Below are 16,481 nucleotides of genomic sequence, written 5' to 3'. Positions count from 1 at the left end.
CTTGCCCGCGATACAGGCGCCTCGGTTCCAGTGAGACCGCATTAGCTTCATCGCGGGCAAGCCTTGCTCCCACAGATAACCCCCTCAAGCCACAGGTATGTGTTCGGCTTTATTTTTTCTAACTGACGGGTATCGCCCATGTCTGCTCAAACACCCGATTCAGCGGCCCGAAGCTACTTCGGCAGTTTCAGCAAAAGCGCCGAAAGCGAGTTCATGCCGGAAACCGCCGGTGCCGCGCTGCAGGATTCGCCCCGTCGCTCGCGGGTCACGGTGTGGCTGGCGGCCGGACTGATCATCACCGCGTTGGTGTGGGCCAAACTGGCAGTCTTGCAGGAAGTCACCACCGGTGAAGGCAAGGCCATTCCTTCGAGCAAGATTCAGGTAATCCAGAACCTGGAGGGCGGCATCGTCACCGAGATTTTCGTGCGCGAAGGGCAGATGGTGAACAAGGGCGACACCCTGCTACGCCTGGACGACACACGGTTTCTGTCGAACAAGGGCGAAAGCGAGGCCGACCGTTATGCCCTGACCGCCCAGGTCGAACGCTTGTCGGCCGAAGCCGAAGGCCGACCTTTCGAACTGTCCGCTGAAGTCATCAGCAAGGCCCCGCAAGTGGCCGAGGACGAACGCTCGCTGTATGAACAACGACAGCGGCGCCTGGCCAGCGAACAGCGGACGCTGTCCGAACAACTGCGCCAGAAAACCCAGGAGCTGGCGGAGTTTCGCTCCAAGCAGGGCCAGTTCAGTTCCAGCCTGGCCTTGCTGCAAGAAGAGATGAACATGTCGGCACCACTGGTGCGCACCGGGGCGGTGTCGCCGGTGGAAATCCTGCGGCTCAAACGCAGCGCAGTGGAAATCCGTGGCTCACTCAACGCCACCACCCTGGCGATTCCTCGGGCCGAATCGGCGATCAACGAGATCAAGAGCAAGATCGACGAATCGGAACAGTCCTTTCGCTCCGAAGCGGCCAAGGAACTCAATGAGAAACGCACGGAGTTGTCAAAAATCACCGCTTCGAGCATTGCCATCGACGACCGCGTGACCCGCACCACCGTGGTCTCGCCGGTACATGGGGTGATCAAGCAGCTAAAGGTCAACACCATCGGCGGCGTAGTGCAGCCGGGCAGCGACATGGCAGAAATCGTGCCGCTGGAAGACAACCTACTGATCGAAGCCAAGGTCCGCCCCCAGGACGTGGCCTTCCTGCATCCGGGCCAGAAAGCCATGGTCAAGTTCAGTGCCTATGACTACACGATCTACGGCGGGATGAGCGCCAGGCTCGAACTGATCGGCGCCGACACCATCACCGATGACAAGGGCAACAGCTTCTACCTGATCCAGGTGCGCACAGATAAAAATCACTTGGGCGGCGATGCCAAACCGTTGTTGATCATTCCTGGGATGGTGGCGACGGTGGACATCATTACCGGGGAGAAAAGTGTCCTGGATTACCTGCTCAAGCCGGTGTTGAAGGCGCGGACTGAGGCGATGCGTGAGCGGTAGACCTTGAGCTGAGACTTTGGTTGATTGTGCTGCCGCTATCGCGAGCAGGCTTGCTCCCACATTGGATCTGTGGTGTTAGCAGATTTTTGCATGCACTGGAGATCAACTGTGGGAGCGAGCCTGCTCGCGATGAGGCCAGCAAAGGCACCACTCATTTCTCGGCATGATTACGCCGAAAAACCTCCTCCCCCATCGCCGCTATCTGCCCCTCGATCAACGCTTCGAACGGCCTCAGCAACGGCTCAAAACAGGTCGGTGCCTCAAGGGTTTGCAGCGCCTGGACAACCGCCTCCACCGTCGACAACGCCCCTGGCCCTGGCGCCTTGCGCAAGCGGTATCGAGACACACTGCCCGCGGCCAGTGTCACCCTCGGCAGCGCCGCCAACAGAGGGTTGAGGTGCAGCAACTTGCGCGCCTTGCGCCAGGTGCCGTCCGGGACGACCAGTAGTAGCGGATCCTCAGACGGAGCATAAGCATGCATGGGCTGCGCCTCTTCGCCGGGAAACAAAAGCCGCGCCTGATAACCCGGTTGATTGAGCAACCCAGGCAAATCCTCGAACACCTCGCCCACGATCAACTCGGCATTATTGAGCCCCAACGCCGCCAGCCGCGCGGTGTTCAGGGCATGGTTCACCTCGCTGGGATGCTGCAACAACAGCACCCGGGTGCGACTGTCGAGGCTGGGGATCAGCGGGCACAGGCAATGACTTTGCGGCCTGTGGCAGCGCGGACAATGAATTCTGGACATGACGGCACCTCAGGCCTGATTGAGCTGCGCCTTGAGCAGGTCGCGAAAAGTCTGGATCAGCGGCTCACGGCTGCGGCCACGGCGTACGATCATCGAAAACGGTGCCTGATAACCAAAAGTGGCCGGCAACAACACGCGCAAATCGCCCTTGTCCACCCAGGCCTGAGCGTAGTGTTCGGGCAGATAGCCGACGTAGGCGCCGGACAATACCAGGATCAACTGCGCCTCCATGCTCTCCACCGTCGCCGCGCTGTGCTTGAAGCCGTGGCGGGCCAGTTCGGCCTGGCTCCAGTAACCGCGCCCGACCATGCGCTGCTGGGTGATGAGTTGCTCGGGGATACGCCGCTCGTTGAACAGCGGGTGACGGTTGCTGCAATACAACCAGTGCTGCTCACGGTACAGCGGCATGTAGACCAGGCCGCTCATACGCGTGGAAAACGCGCCGATGGCCAGGTCCAGGCGGTTGTCCTGCACGCCCAGTTGCAGTTCGTACGGGCTCATGACCGACAGGTGCAGGTGGACTGCCGGATGCTCCTGGCTGTAGGCGCCGATGGCTTCGGCGAACGGCAGGGCTTTGTCGCTGACGGTGGAATCGATCACCCCCAGGTTCAGCGTGCCGCGCAACTCGCCTTTCAGCGCGGCGGCGTATTGCTCGAACCCTTCAAGCTCGCCCAACAGACGCAGGGTCTCCTGGTGGAACAACTCGCCCTTGCTGGTCAGGCTGAACCCGCCCCGCCCACGATGACACAACACCAGGCCCAGGGCCGATTCGAGCTGGCTCATGTAGGTGCTGATGGCCGACGTGGAAAGGTTGAGCTCGTGCTGGGCATTGGCGAACCCCTGGTGCCGCACGACGCTGACGAAAATGCGCAACAGTTTCAGGTCGGGTAGAGCGTTGGCCATGGGGTCTCTCCATACAGGCGGGTCACTGCACACTTTGTGGCAAGGGGGTTTATCTGTGGGAGCAAGGCTTGCCCGCGATGAAGTCAACGCGGTTTCCCCCTTGGAACCGAGGCGCCTATGTCGCGAGCAAGCTTTGCTCCCACAGCTTTGCTTGCACAGCTTGCAAGCATGGTGTTGCCCCAGAGATCAATCGCGAGTCTATCGCTCCATCCCGAATTAGTTTAGAAAAATCTGAACTAAGTATTTGCCCCCAGCGATTCTTCCACTCCCAGGCTTTTCGCAGAATCGGCCCCTGATAAATAAAACAACGATGAGGCCCTACCCGTGGACAAGATTCTTCACCAACCACTGGGCGGCAACGAAATGCCGCGCTTCGGCGGCATCGCCACCATGATGCGACTCCCCCATTTACAAACCGCTGCCGGCCTGGACGCTGCTTTCGTCGGCGTGCCGCTGGACATCGGCACCTCCCTGCGCGCCGGCACCCGTTTCGGGCCCCGCGAGATCCGCGCTGAATCGGTAATGATCCGTCCCTACAACATGGCCACCGGTGCCGCGCCGTTCGACTCGTTGTCGGTGGCCGATATCGGTGATGTGCCGATCAACACCTTCAACCTGCTGGACGCCGTGCGGATCATCGAAGAGTCGTACCACAAGATTCTGGAACACAACGTCATTCCCCTGACCCTGGGCGGCGATCACACCATCACCCTGCCGATCCTGCGGGCGATCCACAAGAAACACGGCAAGGTCGGCCTGGTGCACATCGACGCCCATGCCGATGTGAACGATCACATGTTCGGGGAGAAAATCGCCCACGGCACCACCTTCCGCCGCGCGGTGGAAGAAGGCCTGCTCGATTGCGACCGCGTGGTGCAGATCGGCCTGCGGGCCCAGGGCTACACCGCCGATGACTTCAACTGGAGCCGCAACCAGGGTTTCCGCGTAGTCCAGGCCGAAGAGTGCTGGCACAAATCCCTCGCCCCACTGATGGCCGAAGTCCGCGAGAAGGTCGGCGGCGGCCCGGTGTACCTGAGCTTCGATATCGACGGCATCGACCCGGCCTGGGCCCCTGGCACCGGCACCCCGGAAATCGGTGGCCTGACCACCATCCAGGCCATCGAAATCGTGCGTGGCTGCCAGGGCCTGGACCTGGTCGGTTGCGATCTGGTAGAAGTCTCGCCGCCTTACGACACCACCGGCAACACCTCGCTGCTGGGCGCCAACCTGCTGTACGAGATGCTCTGCGTACTGCCCGGTGTGGTCCATCGCTGAGGCGCGGTCATGAACGATCAGGCTCAAGTGCTCAAGGCCGCCGCTGAACTGGTGTCGGCCTTCGCCCGCAATGACCGTGACGCCTACTTCGGCGCCTTCACACCCGACGCGAGTTTCGTGTTCTACACCCTCGAACAACCTCTGCTGTCTCGCGATGCCTACCAGGCGTTGTGGGACCGCTGGCGGTCCGAGGATGGCTTCGAGGTGCTGTCGTGTACCTCGAGCAACGCCTTCGTCAGCCTGCAAGGGGACGTGGCGATTTTCATCCATGACGTGGCTACCGAGTTGCGCATGCAAGGGGAGCGACACTTTAGCCAGGAGCGCGAAACCATTCTGTTCCGCAAGCAGGAAGGACGCACACAAGAACAACAGGGCCTATGGCTGGCCTGCCATGAACATTTGTCCGCTATGCCGGAAGGGCTGCCACCCCCTTAGCCAAACAGACGACGCTCGCACACGATGGGCGCGCCTTTATGATCGGAGCAGATCATGCATAACAATAACGACAAAAGCCTTACGCAAATCGAAACCAACGGGGTCGAACAGATCCCGGACCATGAGCGAACCGCTGGCCCGACGGATCTGTTTCGACTGATCTTCGGCGGCGCCAACACCTTCGCCACCGCCGTGCTCGGCAGTTTCCCGGTGCTGTTCGGCCTCTCGTTCCAGGCCGGGGTCTGGGCGATTGTGCTGGGGGTGGTGCTCGGTTCGATCATCCTCGCGCCCATGGGCCTGTTCGGCCCGCTCAACGGCACCAACAACGCGGTGTCCTCCGGGGCGCATTTCGGCGTACACGGGCGGATCGTCGGCTCGTTCCTGTCGCTGCTGACGGCCATCGCGTTCTTCTCCCTGTCGGTGTGGAGTTCGGGAGATGCGTTGATCGGTGGCGCCAAGCGTTTGATCGGTGTGCCGGAAACCGACTTGAGCCTGGGCCTGGCCTACGGCCTGTTCGCCTTGCTGGTATTGACGGTGTGCATCTACGGCTTTCGTTTCATGTTGTGGGTCAACCGCATCGCCGTGTGGGCCGCCAGCCTGCTGTTTCTGCTGGGCATCGCCGCCTTCGCGCCGGCCTTCGACAGCCAGTTCGCCGGCACCGTCGGCCTCGGCCAGCCGGGCTTCTGGGCGGCGTTCATCGGCGCGGCACTGGTCGCCATGAGCAACCCGATTTCCTTCGGCGCATTCCTCGGTGACTGGTCGCGTTACATCCCGCGCAACACGCCCAAGCGACGCATCATGCTGGCGGTGATCGCCGCTCAACTGGCGACGCTGATCCCGTTCCTGTTCGGCCTTGCCACGGCCACCATCGTGGCGATCAAGGCACCGGACTACATCGCAGCCAATAACTATGTGGGCGGCCTGCTGGCGGTTTCGCCGGGCTGGTTCTTCCTGCCGGTGTGCCTGATCGCGGTGATCGGCGGCATGTCCACCGGCACCACGTCGCTGTATGGCACCGGGCTGGACATGTCCAGCGTGTTCCCACGAGTTCTGTCGCGGGTCAAGGCAACACTGCTGATCGGCGTGCTGTCGATTGCCTTCATCTTCATCGGGCGCTTCGCCGCGAACCTGGTGCAGAGCGTATCGACCTTCGCCGTGCTGATCATCACCTGCACCACGCCATGGATGGTGATCATGATCATCGGCCTGCTGGTGCGCCGCGGCTTCTACTGCCCGGATGATCTGCAAGTGTTCACCCGTGGCGAAACCGGCGGGCGCTACTGGTTCAGCCACGGTTGGAACTGGCGCGGCCTGGGGGCCTGGATTCCCAGCGCGCTGGTGGGGCTGTGCTTCGTCAACCTGCCTGGGCAGTTCGTCGGACCGCTGGGCGAACTGGCCGGTGGCATCGACATCGGCCTGCCGGTGACCCTGGGCCTGGCCTCGGTGATTTACCTGGTGCTGCTTGGGTTGTTTCCCGAGCCGGCGGCGGTGTATGGGCCGGATGATCCGCGTAGCAAGGGTTCGGTCTCACCGAGCGCCGAACCTGTGGCGAGGGGATTTATCCCCGCTGGAGCGCGCAGCGCTCCCAAACCCTGACATATCAGTGTGCCTGACAGATTGAGTTGACTGCCATGGGGCGGCTGCGCAGCCCAACGGGGATAAATCCCCTCGCCACAACGGCAACGCTCGACTCCATCTGTCCATGGCGCCATCTCGACCTAACTATAAAAAAGATAATCGGAGACACGCCATCATGGCTTTGGATTTAATCGTCGTTCTCATCTATGCCACCGGCATGATTGCCCTGGGTTGGTACGGCATGCGCCGCGCCAAGACTCGTGACGACTACCTGGTCGCCGGGCGCAACCTCGGCCCGGGCTTTTACCTGGGCACCATGGCCGCCACCGTTCTGGGCGGCGCCTCCACCATCGGCACCGTGCGGCTGGGCTACGTCCATGGGATTTCCGGGTTCTGGCTGTGCGGCGCCATCGGCCTGGGTATCGTCGGCCTGAGTCTGTTCCTCGCCAAACCGTTGCTCAAACTCAAGATCTACACCGTGACCCAAGTGCTGGAGCGCCGCTACAACCCCGCCGCGCGCCACGCCAGTGCACTGATCATGCTGGTTTATGCGTTGATGATCGGCGCCACCTCGACCATCGCCATCGGCACGGTGATGCAGGTGTTGTTCGGCCTGCCGTTCTGGGTGTCGATCCTGGTGGGCGGCGGCGTCGTCGTACTGTATTCCACCATCGGCGGCATGTGGTCGCTGACCCTCACCGACATCGTGCAATTCTTGATCATGACCGTCGGCCTGGTGTTCCTGCTGATGCCGATGTCCATCAGCGATGCGGGCGGCTGGGACGCGATGGTGGCGGCCTTGCCGGCCAGCTACTTCGATTTCACCGCGATTGGCTGGGACACCATCCTCACCTACTTCCTGATCTACTTCTTCGGCATCTTCATTGGCCAGGACATCTGGCAGCGGGTGTTCACCGCCCGTAGCGAAGGCGTGGCGAAAGTGGCCGGTACCGCCGCAGGCCTGTACTGCGTGCTGTATGGCCTGGCCGGGGCCTTGATCGGCATGGCGGCCAAGGTATTGCTGCCGGACCTGGAAAACGTCAACAACGCCTTTGCCAGCGTCGTCCAGACCAGCCTGCCCAACGGCATTCGCGGGTTGGTGATCGCCGCCGCCCTGGCGGCCTTGATGTCCACCGCCGCGGCCGGCCTGCTGGCAGCCTCCACCACTGTGGTCCAGGACCTGCTGCCGCGTCTGCGCCAGGGCCGTGAAAGCGGCAATGGCGACGTTCATGAAAACCGCATCGCGACCCTGCTGCTGGGTGTGGTGGTGTTGGGCATCGCCCTGGTGGTGAGCGATGTGATCAGTGCCCTGACCCTGGCCTACAACCTGTTGGTGGGCGGCATGCTGATTCCGCTGATCGGCGCCATCTACTGGAAACGCGCAACCACGGCCGGCGCGATCACCAGCATGTCGCTGGGCTTTTTGACCGCGCTGTTCTTCATGATCAAGGACGGCCTGGACGCCAATACGCCGATCTACTACAGCCTGAGCGTGGCGCTGGTGAGTTTCGTGGTGGTGAGTCTGTTGTCGCCTCGGTCGAAGGTGGTGGCCAAGGCGGTCTGAAAGCAGTTTCTTCGAGGGTGTGGCGTCGGTGGCCACACCTTTTTTTTTGCCCTTGTATCGCTCAGTTCCAGACGATGAAAACCCTGTGGGAGCGAGCCTGCTCGCGATAGCGGTGTATCAGTCAATATCAATGGTGGCTGATCCGCCGCTATCGCGAGCAGGCTAGCTCCCACAGAGATTTTCCTTCAAAAACAAAAAAGATCGCAGTCTCAGGCTGTTTCAACTGAAACAYCCTGAGACTGCGATCTCTCCGATATTCGCGGTGTCTTTACCGACGGCGCGGCTGGCGGCGGCGCTGCTCGTCATCGGTGCGGATAGGGATCGGTTGCATGGGCGGCTCGATCAGGCCGAGCGCGACACCCAAGTCATGAAGCCAGTTCTGGATTTTCTCTTTCATCGTGGTGCCCCCTTCAGGGTGGTACGAGCGGCAAAATTCTGTGGCCCCTTCGCACTGATAATAGTCCGAAGTCCTACGCAATGCTCGTCACACATTGCAATGATCTGTTACTGAATCCATCAAAATCCAACGCTAGGCGCTCAAGCTGATCGTTCCACCATCAGCGGCGCCCGCGGCCGGGCCTGTTGCTGCAGTTCAATCCAGGCGGTGAGATTGGCCCCCACCATCCCTTTGCGCCACATCAGCCAAGTCGTGGCACTGGCAAACGGCTCGGCCAACGGATGCATCCTCACACGCTCGCGGCCCGGCAGGCTGGCGAGCATCGACTCGGACATCAGCGCCACCCCGGAGCCGGCAATCACACAGGCCAGCATCCCCTGATAAGACTCAATCTCCATCGCCCGGCCCATGGCCGCATGGTCATGGGCAAACCAGGCTTCCAGACGCATGCGGTAGGAACAGCCCTGGCGAAAGGTGAATACCGAGCGGCCCTGAACATCCAGCGCACTGCGCACTGGCGGGTGATCGGCCTCGGTGATCAGCACCAGCCGCTCGTCGCACAACGGCACCCCGTCCAACCCCGCCAGCTCCAGCGGGCCGTCCACCAGCGCCGCGTCAAGGCGCCCGGTGAGCAAGCCTTCGAGCAGTTCACCGCTGGGCGCCGACTGCACCTGCAAATTCACCGCCGGGTACGTGCGGTGATAACCGGCCAGCAGGTCCGGCAAATGAATCGCCGCCGTGCTGTACATCGTACCCAACACAAAATCCCCGGCCGGTTGCCCGCCCTGCACGGCAGCATGGGCTTCGTCGTGCAGAGCAAAAAGCTTGATCGCATAGTCCAGCAGGACTTTTCCCGCCGGCGATAGCTGCAAACGCTGACGCTCGCGCAGGAAAAGATCCACGCCCAGTTGCTCCTCAAGCTGCTTGAGCCGGGTCGAGAGGTTCGACGGCACCCGATGCAACCGCTCGGCAGCGCGGGTAATGGAGCCTTCCTCGGCCACGGCCTGGAAAATCCGCAATTGGCTGAACTCCACGACATTCTCCAAAAATGAACAAGTTACTCACTATTATTCATTTTTAATGAAAGTCAATCAGTCCTAGCCTGACGGTCATTCGCCTCAACGCTGGAGACCCGCCATGTCACCTCTGATTCGCCTGCTCGGCAGTTTCATCGCCCTGATGATGGCCATGGGCATTGGTCGCTTCGCCTTAACGCCGCAGTTACCTCATTTAATCGGCGAAGGTCAGATCGACTTGACCGCCGCCGGTCTGATTGCCGCGGCCAACTACCTGGGTTACTTCCTCGGCGCGCTGGACGCCATGTTCGCCCGCCGTCCGGAACAGTTGCGGCGGCGTTTGATCGGGGGCCTGTGGCTGTGCGTGCTGCTGACCCTGGCTTCGTTCTGGGCCTGGGGCTTCTGGCCACACTTGGCACTGCGCTTTGGTACCGGAGTGGCAAGCGCCTGGGTGTTGGTGATGATCACCGCCCTGAGCCAACCCTTGGCTGCGGCGGCGGGACGGCCACGGCTCGGCGCCCTGGTGTTTGCCGGCCCAGGGTTGGGGATTTTTCTGACCGGTTTGCTCGCCTTGGGCTCGAACCTGCTCGGCCAGACCTCCGCGACCCTGTGGCTTGTGTATGCCGGCGTGGCATTGGCGATGCTGCTGGTGATTCTGCCGATTCTGCCGCAACCCGCCGCAGCCGCGACCGCTACAGCGCCCGTCAGCGCCTCGCCGAACCGTGGCATCGCTCGACTTGGCGTGGTGTATGCCCTGTACGGCTTGGGCTACATCATTCCCGCCACCTTCCTGTCGCAGATGGCCTCGGCGCAGTTCCACGGGCAATGGCAAGCAGACCTGTTCTGGCCCTGCTTCGGTCTGGCCGCCGCCACTGGCGTGTTGCTGGTCAGCTTGCGTCGTCCCAACCCGAACACCACCGGTCGCTGGCTGATCGGTACACTCTGGCTGCAAGCCGCCGGAGTATTCGCCTGCCTGCTGGGCAGCGGGCCGGGGCTGGCGCTGGGCGTAATCCTGTGTGGAGCACCATTCCTGGCCTGCATGCAACTGGTAATGCTGCGTTCCCGGGAACTGGCACCCCACGCCACCCAGCGCAACGCGGGCCTGTTGACCGCCTGCTTTGCCTTGGGCCAGCTCAGCGGGCCATTGCTGGCGGCGTCGAGCAGCCACTTCAGCGGTGGCTTGCAACCGGCGCTGATCATTGCCGGCAGTGGCCTGCTGCTGGCCGGCGGGCTGTTACTGCGGCCCGCCAGCGGGGGTACGGTGAGCCCTTGCGCCCAGACCGCCCTGCGTTAATCAGGCCTGGCCGAGCGATGGGCTCAGGTGCACGGTCGAGTCACGCCGTGCCAAGGCGAAATACAACACCCCGCCCAGGAAGCAACCGGTGAACCAGGCGAAATTGGCCATCGGTTGCAACATCGGCGTGAAGGTAATCGCCACGCCCATCAACGTCGCCGGCACCAGCGCCTTGACCGCCGTCCAGTTGATGCCGCCGCTGTAGTAATAGCGCCCGCTGGGCCCGTCATTGAACAGCGCATCGACGTCGATCTGCTGCTTTTTGATCAGGTAGTAATCCACCAACAGAATCCCGAACAGCGGACCGATGAACGCTGCCAGCACGTCCAGGGTGTAGTGAATCACTTCGGGGTTGTTGAACAGGTTCCACGGCGTGATGAATATCGATGCAATCGCGGCAATCATGCCGCCGGCACGCCAGCTGATCTTGCTGGGGGCGACGTTGGCGAAGTCGAACGCCGGGGATACAAAATTGGCGACAATATTGATGCCGATGGTGGCAGTCACAAAGGCAAAGGCGCCCAGCAACACCGCCACGTCGTTGTCGATACGCGCCACGGTGGCGATCGGGTCATGGAGCATTTCGCCGAACACCGGCAACGTCCCGGAAACAATCACCACGGTCACCAGGGAGAACGCCAGGAAATTCACCGGCAGCCCCCAGAAATTGCCACGGCGCACGTCAGACATGCTCCGGCAGTAGCGACTGAAATCACCAAAATTGAGGGTCGGACCGGAGAAGTACGACACCACCAACGCCGTCGCGACGATCACCTGACCGAACGCTTGCCAGCCGGACAAGGACTTCTCCGCCAGAGTGAAATTGATGTTGCTCCAGCCGGCTTTCCATACGATCCAACCCGCCAACAGGAACATTACGGCGTACACCACCGGTCCGGCCCAGTCGATAAAGCGACGGATCGACTCCATACCGGCCCAGAACACCAGCGCCTGGACGAACCACAAGCTGAGGAAACCGAACCAGCCCAAGTAGGACAATCCGGCAAATTGCGGCGAGGCATAGACTTCCATGGAAGGAAAAAACCGCAGCACCACAATGATCAGCGCGCTGGAAGCCAGGTACGTCTGAATGCCGTACCACGCCACCGCGATCAAGCCGCGGATCACCGCAGGAATATTCGCCCCGAATACCCCAAACGCCAGGCGACAGATCACCGGATACGGCACCGCCGCTTGCTGGCTCGGCTTGGCAACCAGGTTGGCGATCAACTGCACGATGCAGATGCCGCAGAGCAACGCAATCAACACCTGCCAACTCGCCAGCCCCAACGCGAACAGGCTGGCAGCGAACACATAACCGCCGACACTGTGCACATCACTCATCCAAAACGCGAAAATGTTGTACCAGTTCCATTTCTGCGGCAGCGGACCCAGGTCTTCGTTATAGAGACGAGGGCTGTAGCCGTTGGGCAGTTGCTCGGACATTGCGAGGCTCCTTTTGAGGACCGCCGTGCCCCCGTATCAACCTGCTCACCATACTGCGCACGGGAGCCGGCATGGTTTGTATACGGGTTGCTACGCAGAATGCGTGCCAGAGGTGGGGAATATGAGACAAACTGCGGTGTGTGGCGGGGACTAAAGCCGGGCAGGAGCAGGCACGCGCCCACGAACAGGGCGTGGGTGCATGCTAAAGGTGCAGGGTTTTGTATACAGAGGAGAGCCGAACACCGCTCCTGTGGCCAGGAGATTTTGAGGAACGGCGCATCGCTGTGGGAGCAAAGCTTGCTCGCGAAACAGGCGCCTCGGTATCAGAAAGACCGCATCGTCTCCATCGCGGGCAAGCCTTGCTCCCACAGCGGCCTCCCCTGGCCACATGAATCCTTACTTGCCACAGATGCCGTGGCTCGACTGAAGATCAGCTCAACTCAATCCGATCAGCATGAATGACAATTTGCCCATTCTTGTAGAGCGCACCAATGGCTTTCTTGAAGTTGCCCTTGCTGACACCAAACAGGCTGCTGATCAGCACCGGGTCGCTCTTGTCGCTGACCGGCAGCGTGCCGTTGTTTTCGCGCAACTTGGCGAGGATCTTGGCATTGAGGCTGGTCGCCGCTTCCTGACCCACCGGTTGCAAACTCAAGCTGATCTTGCCGTCCGGGCGGATTTCCTTGATGAAACCTTTTTCCTGCTTGCCGGCGCGCATGAACTTGAAGATTTCGTTCTTGTGAATCAGGCCCCAGTGCTTGTTATTGATGATCGCCTTGAAGCCCATGTCGGTGGCTTCGGCGACCAGCAAATCGACTTCCTGCCCCGGCGTGTAGTTGGCCGGGGTCTTGTCCAGATAACGGTCCAGGCGCGCCGTGGCGGTGATGCGGCGGGTGTGCTTGTCGAGGTAGACGTGCACCACGCAATATTCGCCGGCGGTCATCTGGCGCTTTTCTTCGGAATACGGCAGCAGCAAGTCCTTGGGCAGGCCCCAGTCCAGGAATACACCGATGCTGTTGACTTCAACCACTTTCAGGCTGGCAAACTCTCCGACCTGAACCTTGGGTTTTTCCGTGGTAGCGATCAGTTTGTCGTCGCTGTCCAGATAAATAAAAACATTGAGCCAGTCTTCATCTTCGCTGGGAATATCCTTGGGGATATAACGATTGGGCAGCAGAATTTCGCCGTCCGCACCGCCGTCCAGATATAAACCGAAGTGAGTGTGTTTAACCACTTGCAAACTGTTGTAGCGCCCGACTAAAGCCATTTCCAATACCCTCATTGCGTGGGCGGCATTCTACCCGGTTTTGCGGCGTGATTCGTGGCCTCTGGCGCGGGCGGCCGGAAGGGCCTTGTGCAGCCGTTGATTTCCCTGGGTTTTCCTCGCGTATGCGGCCATTCGTCAGGCGGACAACGGCCCTCCAGGCCGTTTCGGCCAGCCGTTTTTAAGTTATACAGTCCAGAGGGTTGCTATTTAAAACAGTGGCTTAGGGCAATAATGACGGCATACACCACGCCTTATTCCAGCACCCGGCGTGATAATTGAGGGAGTATATTTGCCAAGCAATTGTCAAGTATTTCCTGTACGATGCCTGGCCCAATTAATTATTTACAGGTTAATGGCCGTCATGCGCGTAAAAGCATCCAACAGCAAAGCAAAGCCCGCTCCAGCCGTGGAAACCAGCGAGTCTATCAACGACCAGATCGCTGCATTCCTCAAGTCCGGCGGTGAAATCCAGCAAATTGCCAAGGGCGTCAGCGGCCAGACATTCGGCCCGTCCAAGCAGATCAGCCTGGGCAAAAAGTAACCCGCGCGTCACCTGGTCCCAAAGCGCTTTGAGCTTCGAAGCGCTTGGACTGGAACCTCCCCGCTTACCCTCATCCTGCAAGAATCGACGAACGGCCTTCGCTGCCGAGCTTTCGCCGGTATGCTTGCACCTCTCTAGCTCAAGTGTTTCAGCTTGATGACCGATCCTGCTCCTCGCTATCCATGGAGTGAAGCATGCGCATTCCCATTGTCTCCCTGACGCTCAGCCTGCTGGCCTGCCCTCTCGCCCATGGGCAGGTGTTTCAGGGCGAGCTCGGCGACTTCGACCTCAAACTCGGCACCACGCCCAGCCGCAGCATGGCCCAGGGCCTGGTCACGCCGTCAAGCACCGGCTCGTTTCATGGCGGCCTGGACCTGAGCCACGACAGCGGCTGGTACGTGGGCCAGTGGTCGCCCAGCGTTGGCCTGAGCCCATCGAGCAATCTTGAAGTCGATTCCTACATGGGCTTCAAACAGCCCTTCGACCAGACCCTGGGTTACGAAATCGGCCTGATCCACTACAGCTACCCCACCCTCGACACGCTCGACAGCCAGGAATTCTTCGGTGGCCTGACCGTACTGGGCAGCCGTTTCGGCGCGGCCTTCAGCAACGACCCGGATAAACAGAACAGCACCTTGTTTGCCGACCTGGGCGGCAACGTGCCGTTTGGCATTGGCGTCAGCGCCAAATACACCACCCACCAGTACAACTCACCGGTGTCGGTGGAGGACGGTTATGTAGGCAGTTTCAGTGACTGGTCGTTGAAAATTTCCCGCCCCTGGAGAGGCATCGACCTGGACCTGATCTACAGCGACTCCAGCCTGAGCGGCAGCCGTTGCTCGGCGTACTCCGGCCACAACAGCGAATGCGACGGCCTGCTGACCCTCAAGATGGCCCACCCTTTTTACTAAGCGTTACTTATTCGATCGGCTGAACTGCCGCGCACCTGCCATGCTCAAACAAGACAGTTACGCCTTCGCAACCCATGCCTTCGCAAGGACTCGCTCATGTCGCGCTGGTTCACCCGCATCGCCCTCCTCATGGCCCTGCTGCTCACCGTCACCGCCTGCAGCCGCGTGGGCCTGGCCTACCGCAACCTCGACCTGATCATCCCCTGGACGCTCAACGACTATCTGGACATCAATGGCGAGCAAAAGGACTGGTTCAACGACCGTCTCAATGAACACTTGAACTGGCATTGCACCACACAACTGCCCGGCTACCTTGACTGGCTGGACCGCTTGAAGAACATGGTGCAAACCAACCAGGTGACCGACCAGGCCCTGCAACAGCGTACCCGGGAAGCCAAGGCCGCCATCGCCGAAACCGCCCGGGAAATCACCCCGTCGGCCATCGAGTTATTGCAGGGGTTGAACGACGATCAGGTCGCGGACATGGACGCCGCGTTCGTCAAAGACCAACGCAAACGCCAGCAGCAATACCTCAAGCCGACGTTGCAGCAGCAAATCCAGGAGCGCAGCGAACGCATGGAGAAACGCCTGAACGACTGGCTCGGCCCGCTAAGCGAAACCCAGCGCCAACGCGTGCAGGCCTGGTCCCGAGCCTTGGGCGATCAAAACCAGCAATGGATCGCCAACCGCGCGCACTGGCAAAACCAGTTCAGCGAAGCTGTGGCCCAACGCCACAGCCCCGATTTCCCCAAGCGCATCGAGCAACTGCTGGTCGACCGCGAAAGCCTCTGGACCCCCGCCTACCGCCAGGCCTTCGACAAAACCGAAGCCCAGGCCCGCAGCCTGCTGGTGGACGTGATGGCCGACAGCACCCCGACGCAGCGCGAACATTTGCTGAGGAAAATCGACCGGGTGAAAAAGGATTTCAGTGATTTGAAGTGCCTGAAGGCAGCACGCTCATAAAACCACTGAGATGCATGTGGGAGATCGAATGTGGGAGCGAGCTTGCTCGCGATAGCGGCAGAACAGGCAACACACCTGTTGATGTCAGACCGCTATCGCGAGCAAGCTCGCTCCCACAGGGCTCAGTGCAGGCCTGTCAGGCAATCTGCGCCTTCGAAGCCACCTCATCAAAAGTAAACTCATCCAGCGCATCTTCCTGCTCATCCAGCACCTGGCGCGGATGATCATTGCCCGGGATGCTGCTGTCGATCAGGCTCAACAACCGCGAGCCACGGGGCGTCAGCACAAAGTTCTCGCCGTTACCGCCCTCTTCCTCCGGCCGAGGCTCGATATAGTTACGCTCCAACAGCAGCTTTTCGTACTCCCCGGCGACCGCTTTCAGATGATCGAGGTTCTCGATCGGCTCGCCTGCGGCTGCCTTCTCTGCCGCGTACTGCTCCGCATAAGGCCGAGGGGTAAAGCTGTGGCCGGCGCCGTTTTGCACTTCGTGCAACAACCGTTCGATCAAGTCCCAGTTATAAGTCGTCATCCTGGTCCATCCTCCAAAGAGTGAGATGCCTACTTAAAGTGTGACCCAGGCGCTGCGCTGCCGTTCAGCCGGGCTTACCGGTGGGCTATTGCCCAAGCCGACCAACGGCCT

General features: G+C 60.7%; 16 protein-coding genes. 9 read left to right on the top strand and 7 right to left on the bottom strand.

Annotation, left to right across the window (positions count from 1 at the left end; genetic code table 11):
* Nucleotides 1-138 precede the first annotated feature (138 nt).
* Nucleotides 139-1,503 carry an HlyD family type I secretion periplasmic adaptor subunit gene (locus CRX69_RS12620; RefSeq protein WP_047227896.1) on the top strand — a complete coding sequence of 455 codons (1,365 nt, stop codon included), beginning with the start codon at nucleotides 139-141 and terminating at the stop codon, nucleotides 1,501-1,503.
* 151 nt (nucleotides 1,504-1,654) lie between these two features.
* On the opposite strand, the gene CRX69_RS12615 is transcribed toward CRX69_RS12620, so the two are convergent.
* Together CRX69_RS12615 and CRX69_RS12610 are read right to left on the bottom strand one after the other, a co-directional pair.
* Complete coding sequence (locus CRX69_RS12615) at nucleotides 1,655-2,251, bottom strand: tRNA-uridine aminocarboxypropyltransferase (RefSeq protein ID WP_076385886.1); 597 nt, start codon at nucleotides 2,249-2,251, stop codon at nucleotides 1,655-1,657.
* Between the two features lie 9 nt (nucleotides 2,252-2,260).
* A complete protein-coding gene (locus CRX69_RS12610) occupies nucleotides 2,261-3,154 on the bottom strand; it encodes a LysR family transcriptional regulator (protein WP_047227898.1) in 894 nt (297 codons plus the stop codon).
* Nucleotides 3,155-3,478: 324 nt separating this feature from the next.
* Here CRX69_RS12610 and speB point away from each other — a divergent pair, with 324 nt between their 5' ends.
* The 4 genes from speB to CRX69_RS12585 all read left to right on the top strand — a co-directional run bounded on the left by speB (nucleotide 3,479) and on the right by CRX69_RS12585 (nucleotide 8,006).
* A complete protein-coding gene (speB, locus tag CRX69_RS12600; protein ID WP_003198979.1) occupies nucleotides 3,479-4,429 on the top strand; it encodes an agmatinase in 951 nt (316 codons plus the stop codon).
* Nucleotides 4,430-4,438: 9 nt separating this feature from the next.
* A complete protein-coding gene (locus tag CRX69_RS12595) occupies nucleotides 4,439-4,864 on the top strand; it encodes a YybH family protein (protein WP_076385888.1) in 426 nt (141 codons plus the stop codon).
* 51 nt (nucleotides 4,865-4,915) lie between these two features.
* Nucleotides 4,916-6,460 carry a purine-cytosine permease family protein gene (locus CRX69_RS12590; protein WP_240539602.1) on the top strand — a complete coding sequence of 515 codons (1,545 nt, stop codon included), beginning with the start codon at nucleotides 4,916-4,918 and terminating at the stop codon, nucleotides 6,458-6,460.
* Nucleotides 6,461-6,617: 157 nt separating this feature from the next.
* On the top strand, nucleotides 6,618-8,006 hold the full coding sequence (locus CRX69_RS12585; RefSeq protein ID WP_047227901.1) for a sodium:solute symporter family protein: 1,389 nt from the start codon (nucleotides 6,618-6,620) through the stop codon (nucleotides 8,004-8,006).
* Nucleotides 8,007-8,274: 268 nt separating this feature from the next.
* Here the strand turns inward: CRX69_RS12585 and CRX69_RS28075 are convergent, their stop codons facing one another.
* Nucleotides 8,275-8,403 carry a PA1414 family protein gene (locus CRX69_RS28075; RefSeq protein ID WP_256222727.1) on the bottom strand — a complete coding sequence of 43 codons (129 nt, stop codon included), beginning with the start codon at nucleotides 8,401-8,403 and terminating at the stop codon, nucleotides 8,275-8,277.
* A 140-nt stretch (nucleotides 8,404-8,543) separates the two neighbouring features.
* Nucleotides 8,544-9,437: a putrescine utilization regulator PtrR gene (gene ptrR / locus CRX69_RS12575; protein ID WP_047227902.1), complete on the bottom strand. Its 894-nt coding sequence runs from the start codon at nucleotides 9,435-9,437 to the stop codon at nucleotides 8,544-8,546.
* Between the two features lie 103 nt (nucleotides 9,438-9,540).
* Here ptrR and CRX69_RS12570 point away from each other — a divergent pair, with 103 nt between their 5' ends.
* Complete coding sequence (locus tag CRX69_RS12570; protein ID WP_047227903.1) at nucleotides 9,541-10,713, top strand: MFS transporter; 1,173 nt, start codon at nucleotides 9,541-9,543, stop codon at nucleotides 10,711-10,713.
* Here CRX69_RS12570 and CRX69_RS12565 read toward each other — a convergent pair whose 3' ends face one another.
* Nucleotides 10,714-12,159, bottom strand: a complete 1,446-nt coding sequence (locus tag CRX69_RS12565; RefSeq protein ID WP_047227904.1) for an NCS1 family nucleobase:cation symporter-1 — start codon at nucleotides 12,157-12,159, stop codon at nucleotides 10,714-10,716. It abuts the gene before it with no gap.
* A 430-nt stretch (nucleotides 12,160-12,589) separates the two neighbouring features.
* Nucleotides 12,590-13,426 (bottom strand): CvfB family protein, encoded by an 837-nt coding sequence (locus tag CRX69_RS12560; RefSeq protein WP_047227905.1) that lies wholly within the window; start codon nucleotides 13,424-13,426, stop codon nucleotides 12,590-12,592.
* A 352-nt stretch (nucleotides 13,427-13,778) separates the two neighbouring features.
* Between CRX69_RS12560 and CRX69_RS12555 the strand changes: the two genes are divergently transcribed.
* From CRX69_RS12555 to CRX69_RS12545, 3 genes are all read left to right on the top strand, one after another.
* Nucleotides 13,779-13,967, top strand: coding sequence for a hypothetical protein (locus CRX69_RS12555; protein WP_018607615.1), 189 nt, complete (start codon nucleotides 13,779-13,781; stop codon nucleotides 13,965-13,967).
* A 194-nt stretch (nucleotides 13,968-14,161) separates the two neighbouring features.
* Nucleotides 14,162-14,878, top strand: a complete 717-nt coding sequence (locus CRX69_RS12550; protein ID WP_107322105.1) for a TorF family putative porin — start codon at nucleotides 14,162-14,164, stop codon at nucleotides 14,876-14,878.
* Between the two features lie 96 nt (nucleotides 14,879-14,974).
* Nucleotides 14,975-15,841, top strand: a complete 867-nt coding sequence (locus CRX69_RS12545; RefSeq protein ID WP_076385902.1) for a DUF6279 family lipoprotein — start codon at nucleotides 14,975-14,977, stop codon at nucleotides 15,839-15,841.
* Between the two features lie 136 nt (nucleotides 15,842-15,977).
* Here the strand turns inward: CRX69_RS12545 and CRX69_RS12540 are convergent, their stop codons facing one another.
* A complete protein-coding gene (locus CRX69_RS12540; protein ID WP_076385904.1) occupies nucleotides 15,978-16,370 on the bottom strand; it encodes a transcriptional regulator in 393 nt (130 codons plus the stop codon).
* Between the last annotated feature and the right edge of the window lie 111 nt (nucleotides 16,371-16,481).

Source organism: Pseudomonas rhizophila (assembly GCF_003033885.1).
Taxonomy (GTDB): Bacteria; Pseudomonadota; Gammaproteobacteria; order Pseudomonadales; family Pseudomonadaceae; genus Aquipseudomonas; species Aquipseudomonas rhizophila.
This window is presented reverse-complemented; position numbering and strand designations above follow the sequence as displayed.

Coding starts and splice junctions, on each gene's coding strand:
- CRX69_RS12620 (WP_047227896.1), top strand. CDS start 139: ATGTCTGCTCAAACACCCGATTCAGCGGCCCGAAGCTACTTCGGCAGT.
- CRX69_RS12615 (WP_076385886.1), bottom strand. CDS start 2,251: ATGTCCAGAATTCATTGTCCGCGCTGCCACAGGCCGCAAAGTCATTGC.
- CRX69_RS12610 (WP_047227898.1), bottom strand. CDS start 3,154: ATGGCCAACGCTCTACCCGACCTGAAACTGTTGCGCATTTTCGTCAGC.
- CRX69_RS12595 (WP_076385888.1), top strand. CDS start 4,439: ATGAACGATCAGGCTCAAGTGCTCAAGGCCGCCGCTGAACTGGTGTCG.
- CRX69_RS12585 (WP_047227901.1), top strand. CDS start 6,618: ATGGCTTTGGATTTAATCGTCGTTCTCATCTATGCCACCGGCATGATT.
- CRX69_RS28075 (WP_256222727.1), bottom strand. CDS start 8,403: ATGAAAGAGAAAATCCAGAACTGGCTTCATGACTTGGGTGTCGCGCTC.
- CRX69_RS12570 (WP_047227903.1), top strand. CDS start 9,541: ATGTCACCTCTGATTCGCCTGCTCGGCAGTTTCATCGCCCTGATGATG.
- CRX69_RS12565 (WP_047227904.1), bottom strand. CDS start 12,159: ATGTCCGAGCAACTGCCCAACGGCTACAGCCCTCGTCTCTATAACGAA.
- CRX69_RS12560 (WP_047227905.1), bottom strand. CDS start 13,426: ATGGCTTTAGTCGGGCGCTACAACAGTTTGCAAGTGGTTAAACACACT.
- CRX69_RS12555 (WP_018607615.1), top strand. CDS start 13,779: ATGGCCGTCATGCGCGTAAAAGCATCCAACAGCAAAGCAAAGCCCGCT.
- CRX69_RS12550 (WP_107322105.1), top strand. CDS start 14,162: ATGCGCATTCCCATTGTCTCCCTGACGCTCAGCCTGCTGGCCTGCCCT.
- CRX69_RS12545 (WP_076385902.1), top strand. CDS start 14,975: ATGTCGCGCTGGTTCACCCGCATCGCCCTCCTCATGGCCCTGCTGCTC.
- CRX69_RS12540 (WP_076385904.1), bottom strand. CDS start 16,370: ATGACGACTTATAACTGGGACTTGATCGAACGGTTGTTGCACGAAGTG.